Source organism: Paludisphaera mucosa (genome assembly GCF_029589435.1).
Classification (GTDB): domain Bacteria; phylum Planctomycetota; class Planctomycetia; order Isosphaerales; family Isosphaeraceae; genus Paludisphaera; species Paludisphaera mucosa.
Genome location: NZ_JARRAG010000002.1, coordinates 460,085 through 472,800, shown reverse-complemented (window position 1 = coordinate 472,800; position 12,716 = coordinate 460,085). Strand labels below are relative to the sequence as shown.

9 protein-coding genes are annotated in these 12,716 nt (G+C 67.2%); 5 read left to right on the top strand and 4 right to left on the bottom strand.

Annotated features, from left to right (window positions below):
• Positions 1–19: 19 nt before the first annotated feature.
• The 3 genes from PZE19_RS11375 (at position 20) to PZE19_RS11365 (ending at position 4,776) form a co-directional block, all read left to right on the top strand.
• Positions 20–634 (top strand): SCO family protein, encoded by a 615-nt coding sequence (locus PZE19_RS11375; protein ID WP_277860736.1) that lies wholly within the window; start codon positions 20–22, stop codon positions 632–634.
• Between the two features lie 161 nt (positions 635–795).
• Entirely contained in the window at positions 796–3,789 is a 2,994-nt protein-coding gene (locus PZE19_RS11370) for a cytochrome c peroxidase (protein ID WP_277860735.1), read from the top strand.
• A gap of 27 nt (positions 3,790–3,816) precedes the next feature.
• Complete coding sequence (locus PZE19_RS11365) at positions 3,817–4,776, top strand: hypothetical protein (RefSeq protein WP_277860734.1); 960 nt, start codon at positions 3,817–3,819, stop codon at positions 4,774–4,776.
• 441 nt (positions 4,777–5,217) lie between these two features.
• On the opposite strand, the gene PZE19_RS11360 is transcribed toward PZE19_RS11365, so the two are convergent.
• A complete protein-coding gene (locus PZE19_RS11360) occupies positions 5,218–5,529 on the bottom strand; it encodes a hypothetical protein (RefSeq protein WP_277860733.1) in 312 nt (103 codons plus the stop codon).
• Positions 5,530–6,032: 503 nt separating this feature from the next.
• The gene (locus PZE19_RS11355) at positions 6,033–8,120 is read right to left on the bottom strand and encodes an NHL repeat-containing protein (protein WP_277860732.1); all 2,088 of its coding nucleotides are present in this window, start codon (positions 8,118–8,120) and stop codon (positions 6,033–6,035) included.
• A 159-nt stretch (positions 8,121–8,279) separates the two neighbouring features.
• Between PZE19_RS11355 and PZE19_RS11350 the strand changes: the two genes are divergently transcribed.
• On the top strand, positions 8,280–9,197 hold the full coding sequence (locus PZE19_RS11350) for a site-specific integrase (protein ID WP_277860731.1): 918 nt from the start codon (positions 8,280–8,282) through the stop codon (positions 9,195–9,197).
• Positions 9,198–9,488: 291 nt separating this feature from the next.
• Here the strand turns inward: PZE19_RS11350 and PZE19_RS11345 are convergent, their stop codons facing one another.
• Entirely contained in the window at positions 9,489–10,592 is a 1,104-nt protein-coding gene (locus PZE19_RS11345) for a cis-3-hydroxy-L-proline dehydratase (protein ID WP_277860730.1), read from the bottom strand.
• 406 nt (positions 10,593–10,998) lie between these two features.
• Positions 10,999–12,465, bottom strand: a complete 1,467-nt coding sequence (locus PZE19_RS11340; protein WP_277860729.1) for a metallophosphoesterase — start codon at positions 12,463–12,465, stop codon at positions 10,999–11,001.
• Here PZE19_RS11340 and PZE19_RS11335 point away from each other — a divergent pair.
• Positions 12,464–12,637 carry a hypothetical protein gene (locus PZE19_RS11335; protein WP_277860728.1) on the top strand — a complete coding sequence of 58 codons (174 nt, stop codon included), beginning with the start codon at positions 12,464–12,466 and terminating at the stop codon, positions 12,635–12,637. The genes PZE19_RS11340 and PZE19_RS11335 overlap by 2 nt on opposite strands.
• The last annotated feature ends 79 nt before the right edge of the window (positions 12,638–12,716 follow it).

Here is a 12,716-nt window from a genome sequence, read left to right as displayed (position 1 = left end):
CCGCGCCGGAGGGGGAGTTATGTTGGGTCTGCTCTTCGAGCTGGCGGCGGCGAGGCAGCGTCGGCCGCACCCGAACGACGGGCGGCTGCGGATCTGCGACCGCTTCGCGGACGTGCCGGTCGTGAATCAGTTCGGATCCCGGTTCCGGTTCCATCGCGACTTCGTCGGCGGCCGGATGCTCGTCGTCAGCACCATGTACACCGAGTGCCGCGGCACCTGCCCGACGACGACCCGGACGCTCCAGAGGTTGCGGGAGGAACTCTCGCCGGCGCTCGGACCGGCGCTGGCGTTCATGTCGATCAGCCTCGACCCGGCGGTGGATCGGCCTGACGTCCTCCGCAGCTATGCGAAGCGGTATGGGGCCGACGCCGCGGCCCCAGGCCTATGCCCATGGCATTTCCTCACCGGAGAGAAGTCGGACCTGGAGAAACTTCGCAAGAGCCTCGGGATGTACGACCTGAATCCGGCGGTGGAGGCCGACATCACCCGCCACGAGTCGACCCTCCTGTTCGGCAACTGCGACCGCGATCGGTGGGCCACGCTGTCGGCGGGCCTGCGACTGCCGCTGTTGATCGAGGCCCTCAGGAGGGTCGTAGGGACCACGCCGGAGCAGCGTTTCGGGTTCAAAATCTAACCGCCGACGCGGAGGCTCGAATCTTGTCGCGGAACACTCGCATCGCAGTGGCCGCCCTAGCGGTCGCGTCGGCCGTCTTCGCCTTGCCGGCGTCCAGCCGTCCCCAGGCCCCCGATGATAAGCCGCCTGCCAGGCAACCCATAAGCGAGTCCGCCTCGAACGTGAGCCACCTCGTGGGCCACGAGGAGGATCCGCTGCTCGACGTCATCCAGAACGCCATCGACGATTGGGACCCACGCGCGCTCGTGAATCCCTATTTGAAGGCCGTCCCACCCGAGGAGCCGACCGGGAACATCCGGCATGCGGTGCGGCGGCAGGATCTACTGGAATTCATCGCAGACGCCGACGCGGCGGTGCAGCTCGGGAAGGCGTTCTTCTGGGAGATGCAGGCCGGCAGCGATTTCCACCGGTCGGCCGACGGGTCGTTCGGCGGCACCGCCTGCGCGTCGTGCCACTACCGCTCCGGCGTCGACCCCCGGGACCGCCACACCACCCGCGTGCCGTACGTCGGCTGGACCGGATACGCCCTCGACCCGGCCCATGACGCGGGCAAGGCCGCAGGCGAGTACGACCCCCAACTGGGTCAATTCAAGCAGCTGGGTCAGAAGAACAACGTCGCCGTCCCGAGCCTCGCCCCGTCGCCGAGCCCCGCACCCGACAAGTTCGATGGCAAGCCGAGGTGGGTGCCCGAGCCGCAGGACGACCCGAGGAACCTGAGCCTGATCTTCGGCTCGCAGGGCGTCGAGCGCCGTGTGTTCAAGGGGTTCACGGCGGACCGCGAGCACACGGCCGCGGACGGGACGAAGTTCAAGTGGCGGCAGGAGATCGGCGAGTCTCCGAAGGGTAGCGGCTCCGACACGGCCGCGAGCCGATTCCAGTGGGAGATGTTCAGGCGCGAGGAGGACGGCCGGGACCTTCGTCAGATCACCAACCGCAACGCGCCGACGGTCGTCAACGCGACATTCGCCGACCGTCTGTTCCACGACGGCCGGGCCGAATCGACCTTCAACGGCTTCTCGATCTTCGGCGACGACGACGGCCGTGAAGTGGTCCACAAGCGGACCAGAGACTTGCCCGCCCGGCTGATCCCGGTGCGGATCGCCGTCTCGCACGCCGCCCTCGCCAGCCAGGCCGTCGGGCCGGTCGTCAACGAGGTCGAGATGTCCTACGCGGGCCGGACGTTCCCGGACCTGGCCGACAAGCTGCTCCCGGCCCGCGTCCTGTTCGCCCAGACGATCGACCCGAACGACTCCGTCTTCAAGGGGACGAACATCCAGGCGAAGACGTATGCCGAGCTCATCAAGAAGGCGTTCCGGGAGGAGTGGTGGAGCGACGAGGGCGTGCTCGACCCTCGAATCGACCTCGAACTTAAGCTTGGGCCGAAGATCTCGGACCCGGACGGAGGGTATCACCGCGACCCGGCGAAGGGGAGCCTCATGCAGGCGAACTTCTCGCTCTACTGGGGCCTCTCGCTGATGCTCTATCAGAGCACGCTGATCTCGAACGACAGCCCGTTCGACCGGATGATGCGGGGCGACGCCCGGGGCGTTTGGGACGCCTGGGAGCGGAACAAGGCCCGCATCGGCGACGTCCGCCTCGACCGGATCGTGGCCGCCCCGCCGGGCGAGCCGGACGTTTCGCCTGTGCCGGCCGACGAACTCGACGAGGACTCGCGCCTCCGCGCCCGGCGATTGGAGAAGGGGCGGTCAGGGACGCCGCCCGACAACCCCAAGATCCTGGCCACGGCCGTGTTCCAGCGGGGGATGCGGGTGTTTCAGAACGCCGACTGCCGCGACTGCCACGACGGGCCGAACTTTAGCGAGCAGTTCGACCGGACGGCCAACAACCAGATCGAATTGCCGATCGGCCGCAGGCTGTCTCACGCGCTTTTCCCGAACTCCCAGGGTGACGCGGCCGCCCTCACGCTGGCGGCCGTTCGGGCGCGTCTCGTGGCCGACCTTGCGGCCCTGGTGAAGGAGAAGAAGAAGGATCTGACCGACGCCCTGGCGCGAGGCGTGGCCTCCGATCTCGTTCGCCGGCTGGGTCAGCTCGAGGGGGAGTTCTGGAAGCTGGACGACGTGGCGAAGCAAGCCTTCGACGGGCACGGCGTCCCGCACGACGTTCCGTTCGTACGGGCCGTCGCCGCCCGACTCATCCAGTTCGAGCTGAGATCGCGCGAAGGCCTCGGCCGCCGGCCGTTCTTCACGGAACGGCAGCGAATCGCCCTGGCGGAGTTGATCACCGCACCGGTGTTGATCGAAAAGATGCTCATCCCCGAGGACCAGGCGTTCGCCCGTCGGCCGCTGCCGAGCGGCGGGGTGCCATCGGACCCGCAGGCGTTTTACGACGCCGGCTTCTACACCCTCGGGCTGACGCACCCGCGGTTCGACTTCGGCGTCGGGGGCATCCCGGACATCGACGCTGACGACGACCACCCGACCAGGGCGAACGTCCGGCAGGCCGCACAGGGGGCCGCCGGCTCGGCCTACCGGTTCCAGGCCGATCGCAAGGGCCGCGGAGCATCGACTCGGGACAAGCACCGGCCGGGCCCGCGACCAGCGAAGCCGGCGGCGAAGGACAAGGTTCCAGCGGACCCTCCACCCCACCCCGACGTATCGTGGAGCCGCACCCAAGTGCCGCCCGAGATCGACTGGCGGCTCATGGTCGAGCCTCGCCGCAGCCGCATGCACTTCCTATCTCGCGCCCGCGAACTGGTGGTGGACGAGGAGGCGTGGGGCCATCGCAAGCCGTTCCTGCACGACAACGAGCTGATGTTCTGGGGCGGGTTCAAGACGCCGGCCCTGCGAAACGTCGAGTTGACCGGACCATACATGCACAACGGGCAGTTGCAATCGCTCGAGGAGGTGATCGAGTTCTACGACGGGGGCGGAATCATCGAACGCAGCGCGGACTTCAACCCGGACAAGCACCCGCGCATCCGTCGCATGGACCTGACGACCGACGACAAGAAGGCTCTCCTGTTCTTCCTCCTATGCCTGACCGACGAAGCCGTCCGGGCCGAGAAGGGCCCGTTTGACCACCCGTCGCTGCGTGTGCCCAATGGCTACGACTCCGACTGGAAGCAGCAGTGGGTCCCGGTCGCGGCCCTCGGCCGCGACGGCGGGTCGGTCGTCGGCCGCCCGAACAACCCGTGATCCTCGAACCGGCCCGGAGGGCGAGCCATGGCCGTCGTGCCCGCAGAACTCGAAGGCATGGTGGGTGTTCAACCCACCCTCGTCGATCCCAATACCGTGACCATGTCCGTTGTGGGGGTAGCGGTGTCGGTGTCGCGGCTGATCCAGGATCCGGACCTGCCCTCCGGTCAGAACATGCTGACGCCGATTCATACGCCGTCCCGCCGCATCTTCCTGGCGGAGCTGGCCGGTCCGGGCGTAATCGACGGCCGCGCCCCGCTCGCCGGTTTCGCCGGGGCGACCGCCATCGTCGCCGGCGACTACGACACGACCACGAAGGTGCTGACCGCCGCGTCGGTCGAGATCGAGCCGGCCGAGAACCTGCTCGCCGGGGCCGTGACGTCGGTGAATCCGCTGACGATCAACGAAGTGGCGGTGATGCCCGTCGTCGACGCCCGGATGGCGTTCGGGGGATTCACGAACGAGTTCGGGTTTCGAGTGACGCCGGTGGCGGCACTGGTCGGGACGGCCGCGTCCGCCGAGGGGTACTTCGTCGGCAATACGTTCTTCGCGCACACCGTCGAACTGGACGCGAGCGCGCCCCTGGTTCCGGGCCAACCGCCGGTCTCGCTGACCCGTTCCCGGACGCGGCGGAGGCCGGGCGGCCCGGCGACCGTGGACATCCGCGGCGGCGTGGACTTCAACGCCCTGCCGGCGTTGAACGTCTTCCAAGTGGCGATCCGTCGCGTGGACAAGAACCCCATCGACCTGACCACCGTCCTTGGCAGCAACCTGATCGGCATCGAGCGGGCGACTCGCGACGCCGCGTTCCCCCGCTTCGGCCTCTGGCGACTCCAGGGGCGGCTGACGCAGCCACCGGAGGGCGTCTCCGCCCGCGAGCCGTTCCCCCTGACGGCCCCCCGGTTCATCCAGGTGTTCCCTGCGATGAGCGGGTCGATTCCCCGGGCGCAGGATGTGGTGGAGCAGGAAGCCGATGTGCGATTTTGACGGATACCGGGCTATCCGACTCCGCGCTTCCCCAGACGAGAACTTGGCGGGGTGGGCTTCATCGCGGACGCTGGGGGGACGAAGCTGATCCGATGAAGAGATGAGAAGTTTCTGAAGTTCATGACCGCCTTATGGGCGGTGCAAGAGCTGCCTCTCCTCGCGGAATTCAGACTCCACGGACCTACGGCCGTGCAAACGTCCACGCCGCGGCGGGGCGTTGTGAAGGCGGCTTTCCGCCTGAGAGGTGGACTTCGACGGCCGCGACGAGGTAGTCGAGGATGTCGCGGGATCGACGGCGGCAGGGGATTCGAGCGTCGTCAGGATGCGTCCCACGAACTGCGATCCGGCCCCGAACCGATACCGAAGCTCTTGTGTCTCCAGCACACGGCGTGGCGCATCACCTGCCCCCCGCATTGTTCGTCGGCACGATGCCCTCGACCTTCACAAAGGTTCACAGCGACGGCTCGCCCTCGACGATCTCGCCGGCAGGTCGCCGCCGGCCGCCTCGAAACGCATCTCGCGACGCGGCCCCGGCCGGGGTCGCGTCTCGAACCTCCGACGCGAGGCCGTCTCGGCCCGAACCTTCGACCAGCCGTCGAACAGGACGCCGAAATGCGTCAGCAGGTTTTCGATAATCGCCGAGCCGGCGTCGCTGCGGTCGATCGTCGCATGGAAATCGCGGCGGAGGTGGGCCCGGCGAAGATGTCTCGACTTGAGGCCGATCCACTGGTACTTGGGGAAGCTGTCAGACATCTCGGCCCGTGGGTGATCTGCTGATTCGCCAAAGGCACGCCGCACTCCACAAACCGCCATTAACGACTTTCGGTCATAGCCCGGCGGGTGGGTCGCTTGACGAGACTCGCGCCACCGCTCCGCTTGATCCCATCTACTCTACGTGACGCTCGCCGCTCCCAGCCCACCCTTTTGAAGTTGAGCGTCCCCTTGTACCGTCTGTACCGTTTTGAGCCCTGCGTACCGCTCAACCGTGAGGCATCCTGAGACGAGGTGCAACGCCTAGCGAATGGGGCCAGTCTGACATAACATGCCGGTGTATTGAGGCCTCTTTGCAATTCGGCTAGGCTCCCGGACTACGGTTCGGGTCCGTGAGGCCGGAGGTTCAAATCCTCTCGCCCCGACTAATCACGAATACGAATCCCGTCGGCAGTCGCATTAGCGACTGCCGACGGGATTCGTATTTTCGCTTTTTGATGAGAAGACTGGTCCAGGCCAAGTTCAGGCTTAGAACCCCCCGAAGGTCATGATTTCACCTCGTATGGCGGTGTCCAACGGAACATCATCACGTGATTCCGTCCCGCATTCTCCAGAAACATCACATATTCCCCATTTTTTCGCAGGATCACATTCAGAGCGTTGTCTGAATCGACGCACCCGCCGCCGCCTTTGAAACCGTTGATGTCCGGACGGAGGGTGCCGACGTACCCGCCGTCCTTGAGGGCGTGAACGCGTATGTAGCCGAATCCGTAAGCCGCGAAGAGATACTCGCCGCAGGCCGAAATCGCCTGCACGCCACCGCCGCCGTAACTGGTCTCGGGGGTGTACATCTTGTCGTCTAGAGGCACTTTGACCGACCACCTCACCTTCCGCTTGGTCGCATCGGTCCAGTCGTCGTAGCAGACGAACAAGTTGCACACGTTCTCGTCGGACCCAGGAGCCCCGCCCGCGATGAGGGTGTCCTCACCGGGCCGATAGAACACCCTGCGGAGACGAGAGGGCGGAAACTCGTTCGGGTTCTCATAGCTCACCTCGGACGCTCGACGGTAGACGGGGTTTCCGCTCTCGTCGAGGCCCTCGCATGGGATGCGCCAGATGGTCTTGTCCGCGCACTCCCAGATGCCGGCCTCGGCATCGAGGTGCATCGACCCCCACCGCGGTTCCTTCTTGGCGTCGTCGAACTCATCGACATCGGCAACACCGTCGTTGTTCTTGTCCGTCCAGACGAAGCTTTCGGCGTCCTCGGGCCACCGCTTCCCGCCGGCGGGCCGCCACGTCGAGGCGCCGCCGACATAGCCGCAGGGCGCGGCGACGAAGCCCTTGCCGAACCTGTAGATCTCCAGATTGCCCGTGCCCTGCGCGCCGCAGAACAAGAAGGGCTTGCCGCCGATCCGCCGGACGCCGTTCACGAGGCGGTGCCCTGGGCCGTGGCCGTCGGTGACGCGGCTGTCGGTCGGGTACTTGAACCGGTCCACCGTGAACCCGGCCAGCGACTGCTCTTCGCCCGCGGCCTTGGTCCAGTCCATCCTGAAGACGTTCTCTTTGGTGTAGACGGTGGTCTCGTCGTCCGGTTCGGTGCACGCGGTGTCGAGCCAGTTTCCCAGACCGTGGACGTCCCAAAGCCTCTCGCCCGACGCGTCGTAGGCCTCGATCGAGACGTTGTACCACGTCCCGTAAACGGAGGCGACGTACACGTTCCCCGCCTTGTCTGTGCCCAGCCCGCGGACCCAGTGGAACTTCTTCGGGGCGTACTCCCCTGGCGTGCCGGAGAAAATGCCGCCCTCGGCCCCGAACGTGTCCACCTTCTTCGGTTTCTCCGACACGTCGTAGATCCAGACCTGGCAGTGCTTGTTCAGCCCGCCGACGAGCAACCGACCCTTCGCGTCCACGGCGAGCGCACAGGGATTCTCGAAGTCCGCGATCTCCGGGCCCTTATCGCCATCGGCTGTACGGGATACGATCTTCGCCCCGCCGGTATAGAACGAGGCGTACGGCTCTTTGGCCGGTTTGCCTTCGATCATCCAGACCCGCCCGTCGCCCCCGACCGCGAGTGGGCCCGGGAGTGGCGCGGCGAAGGTTCGCACTTCCTTCATCGTCGCAGTCGCCAGCACCCGCACTTTCTCCGCGTCGTAATCGCTCACGTAAAGCTCGTCGTCCCGGATCGCAAGGCCGTGAAAATTGCCTTTCAGGATGGGCGTTTTGTTGTAGGCCGCGTCCCCGATGCGCGAGCGGAACAGACCCGCCCCGGTGCCGATGTAGACGAACTCGTCGTCCGCCACGACCGCCGACGAGCTGCTCCCCCAACCGCTGTCGTAGTCGTATTTTGTGACGAAAGCCCCGTTTTTGTATGAGGCAACCCCGCCGAAAGCCTCAGACACTCCGGCCGAGTACACGGTCCCGTCGGGCGTCACGCCGATGCCGCAAACATTGACCGGCACCGATTGGTGCCCGGCCTCGGTGGCGAACGAATTTGCGAGCCAGGAGTGGATGACTTTCCCCGGAAGGTTGTCTTCGGGTCGGGCGTCGGCAGCCCATGTCTGATCGAGGAAATAACCCAGGACTGCGTGCGCGCACACTGTTGCCGATAAGCCATTGAGGATGCAGGTGCGCATGGAACTTCCTTTGGCGTATTGAAAAAACCGAAGCCGCACGCTGGACGAATCTCGCAACCCGTGACTCAAGACCATTATGCGGAAGAGGTTTCATCGTTCAAGAGTCGCAGTCGCACTTCCCAGCCCCGGACTCCAGCCCGAAAAAGTTCAATCGCCGTCTTGTCGCGTCGATTGGAAGCAAATTTCGCCGAATCCCAGGCTCAGGATGCCCGCCTGGTCCGGGCGGTGCGGCAAGGAGGTCCTGCCCGAAGCGGTACATGTCCCGCTTCGGCCCCACATTGGAGCCACGCCCAGGCCCCGCAGCCATCGCCCCCCGCCGATCGCCGTCACAAGGCCCGGAACGCCGCCGTCGTCACCATCGACGGCCGCGACCGCTACCTCGGGCCCTACGGCACCCCCGCGAGCCACGAGTCCTACGCCCGCCTGATCGCCGAGTGGCGGTTCGGCCGGTCGCGACGGCTGATCAACAAGGACGTCCACCGGGTCCGGGCGATGTTCAGGTGGGCCGCCGGCGAGGAACTCGACCCGGGCGCGTCGCTCGCCGCCCTGGCCGCCGTCGCGGGCCTCGAGAAGGGCCGCGGCGACGCCAAGGAACCGCCCCCGATCCGGCCCGTGGCCGAGGCGGCGGTCGAGGCCACGCTGCCCCACCTCTCGCGCCAGGTGGCCGCGATGGTGCGGTTCCAAGTCTTGACCGCCGCCCGTCCGGGCGAGGTCTGCGCGATCCGGCCTGGCGACGTCGACCGTCCGGAGGGCGTGTGGATCGACCGCCCGGGATCCCACCAGACGGAGCACCACGGCCGCGAGCGGGCGATCGCGATCGAACCGAGCGCGCAGGAGGTGCTCGCCCCATGGCTCGATCGCGGCCCGGACGTCCACTGCCTCTGCCCGGCCGAGGTTGTGGCCGAGCGAGGGCCCTCTTGCCGGGGTCGCGCCGCCCGGCCCATGCCGGGGGGCAGGTACAGCCGGAACAGCTATCGCGCGGCCGTTAACCGGGCCTGCGACCGAGCGTTCCCCCACCCGACGTCGACCCCGCCAGCACCGACCAACTCATCGCGAAGATCGCCGAGCCCGACGTGATCGACGCCGAGGCGGCGAAGCTCGCCGGCGGGGCGACCTGAGGGCGGACGGGCCTGATCGCCTTCCACCCGGCCCTTTCGCACGATTTTCGGATTTGAACATCCAGATCCTGAGCACGGACGCGAGGCGTAGGTCGGCGCCTTCCGGGATTCGTCGCCAGGATGCGATTTCGGGGGGAGACGCCGGCCCGCCCGCACGGGTGGCGCAGCCACCATGTGAGTGCCCCGACCACCTCGCGATCGCCTCGTGCGTCGGCGGGTGACAAGCTTCGGTCCGCCAAGCCGACGAGACTCAGGAGAGATCCACCTTCGGGTCGCCGAGCACCTCCATCCTGGGCGTGATCCCCAGGCCCGGGGACGTCGACGCGGCCATCCGGCCGTCCACTCGCCGCGGGGCGCCGTCGGCGGTGTCGACCGTCACGTAGCTGTTGAAGTCGGTGGCCGTGAACCGGAACTCCTCGGGCGTGCTGTGCGCGAGGTGCGCGATGGCCGCCGTCGCGACGTCGCCGCCCCAGCTGTCTTCCAGGGTCATGGCGACGCCCATCGCCACGCAGAGGTCGCGCGCCTGGCGCGTCTTCGTCAGGCCTCCGAGCTTGGAGATCTTCAGGTTCACCACGTCCATGGCCCCGTCGGCGCGGCCCCTCAGCAGCATGTCGAGGCCGTCCACCGACTCGTCGAGCACGAACGGGTGGTCGGTCCGGCGGCGGATCGACAGGCATTCCTCGTAGCCCGGGCAGGGCTGCTCGATGTAGACGTCGACGTCGCGCACGCCGCGTACGACGCGGGCGGCCTCGTGCATGAGCCAGCCGGTGTTAGCGTCGGCCACGAGCACCTCTCCCGGCCCGAGCAGCGCGGCCACGGCCTTGATCCGCGCGACGTCGACGTCGGGGTCGCCCCCGACCTTGAGCTGGAACCGGCGATACCCCTGGCGTCGGTAGCCCGCCACGCTCTCGGCCATCGCGTCGGGCTCGGCCTGGGAGATGGCGCGATAGAGGGTGACGGCCTCGCCGTACCGCCCGCCGAGCAAGGTGCAGACCGGCAGGCCGGCGACCTGGCCGAGGATGTCCCAGCAGGCGATGTCGAGCCCGGACTTGACGTACGGGTGCCCCTTCAAGGCCGCATCCATGATCCGGTTCAGGCGGCCGAGCTGCGTGGGGTCCTCGCCGAGCAGGTGCGGGCCCAACTCGGCGATTCCCGCCCGCACGCCCTCGGCGTAGGCGGGCAGGTAGAAGGGCCCGAGGGGGCAGACTTCGCCGTGCCCGACGATCCCCGCGTCCGTCTCCACGCGGATGATCGTGCAGTCGAAGACGTCCACCGACTTCCCGCCCGACCAGCGGTAGCTCCCCTCGTTCAGGGGCAGGTCGACCCGATAGGCGGCGATGCGTGCGATCTTCATGGGATGCGGATCCGGGAGGGGGTTTGGGGGCGACCAGGACGACAGCGGATGGCGACGGGGCGGGCGATGCGCCGCCGGTCCGGCCGCTTGCTCGCAGTGCCCGGACCGTGTGATACCGAATCGCCCCGTTCGCCATCCTTGAGGTGGAGGCATCCCCCTGAACGGAGGGTCGCGGTCTGCGTCCAGCCCGCCTGGGGGTGGATGACCCGGCTGGGCGTCAGTCTCCAGGTCCCTTGGCCGCCGCTCCGCGAGGCGACGGCGAACCGGGGCTTCGCCGCACTGGAGGCCATGCGGGAGCCGCTGGCCGACCGCTGCCGACGGCTCATGGACCATCCACAGGACATGCGCGGGGCCGACGGCTTTCGCCGGGCCGCCGCCAATGGACAATGTTCAGGACGATTCGGCATCACTCCCTCGTCGGAGGAACCGCCGCCGGCCTGCGATCTGGGAATCCGGGCGATTCCAGCCGATCCGGGGCTTTGGGCAGACAGTCCATGAAAGCCGCCGCGCCGAGATTCGTCATCGCACATCGGTAATACTCGAGCGTGCGCGGGGTGATCTCCGGCGCCGAGCTGACGCCGTAGAACCTGATGTAGCTCTCTCGAACCGCTGCGTTCGATCGTATCCCTTCCGCCAGCCGCCCGATCGTTCCGGCGGAGAGCGAGTCGAAGCCGTAGGCGTCTCGAAAGTCGTACTCGAGGGCCCATCGCCCTTCCGTGGGCCTCCGTCCCTCGCCGAGGCCGTCACGGAAGTAAGTCTGAAAGCCCGAGACCGCCGCGCGGTCGACGTCGTATTGATAAGTCTGGAAGCCCGGGTTGTTGCCGAAGATCGGGCTGACGGCCGGGGCGATCTTGCATGGAATGGACGTCCCGCCGCCCGGACGGATCAACCGGTAGTCGTCCATGTGGGTGTGCCCGGTGAACGCGACGCGGACCACGTCCGGGTGCCGCTCGACGATCCGCAGGAATCTCCTGGTCAATTCCGGTTGCCAGAAGGTCGCGGGCGGGCCGCCTCGCGGGACGCTCTCGGCGGTGTTGAAGCTGTTGATCCCCGGCGGGACGTGCATCAGCAACCACACCGCCTCGCCGGCCGCGGCGGCCCTCGCGAGCGTATCCTCGAACCAATCGAGCTCGTCCAGGGCGGGGACCTGCACCTCGGCGTTGCATGCGTCGTCGTAGTTGACGGAGAAGAAAACGCTGTTGAGCACGATGAGTCGGCAGTTCTTCAGGCGGGGCAGGCGTGTCGTGAAGTAGCCTCCCAGGGGGAACGTCCGCCGAAACGTCCCCGACTCGGGGCCGAGCAGGGGATGCCATACCTCCGCGAACATGGAGAGGAACGGCCCCTCGGGCTCCACCCTGTAGTCGCCGCAGTAGGAGTCCTCGTTGCCGAGGGTCGGCAGGATCGGTGTCTCGGGGAATCGCCGACGAAACTCGAATGCCAGGAATTCGACGACCTTGCGCGTGAAAGCCCGGTACTCGTCGGGATCCGCCTCGTGCGACTTCTCGGCGAGGCGGTCGTACTTGGCCTGCCATCGATGCGCCAGCAGGTCGCCGGGATAGAGGACGAAGTCGACGTCCGGGCCGCGGCGGCGCGCTTCGTCGAGGCTGCTTTTCAGCAAGGCGTAGTTGCTGTCGGTGCCGCGAGGATTGATCCCGGCGGGCCGCGAGTTCTCGAGGATCTCGGCCCAGTTCTCGGCCGGAGAGGTCTTCAGCTGCTGGAACAACGAGGCGTCGTAGAACGGGTCGAAGTGGATGTCGGAAACGAGCAGGAAACGCCCGGGCCGCTCCTCCGCCCGGAGGAGCGATGGTGCGAAGGCGACGAGCGCCGTCAGGAGGAGCGGACGCGCGGCCGCTGACATCGACGTCGGTTTCATGTTCGGAGATCCTCGGTGTGCGTCGGACCTGGCGTCCGGCGTCTTCCGGCTGAGCGAGAAAGACCTGCTCGAGGACAGGCGGATCACCCGGATCAGCAGCATCAAACGCGGTGGCATCGAGAAGATCATCCGACACGCATTCCGGCGGATCTGCAAGCCGGAGACGACGTGAACCGCATCGTCTCCGAGCCCGTGTTCCACCGCCCCTTGGTCGAGATCCTCCCCCCTCTTCCTGACGATAGAGGCAGTGC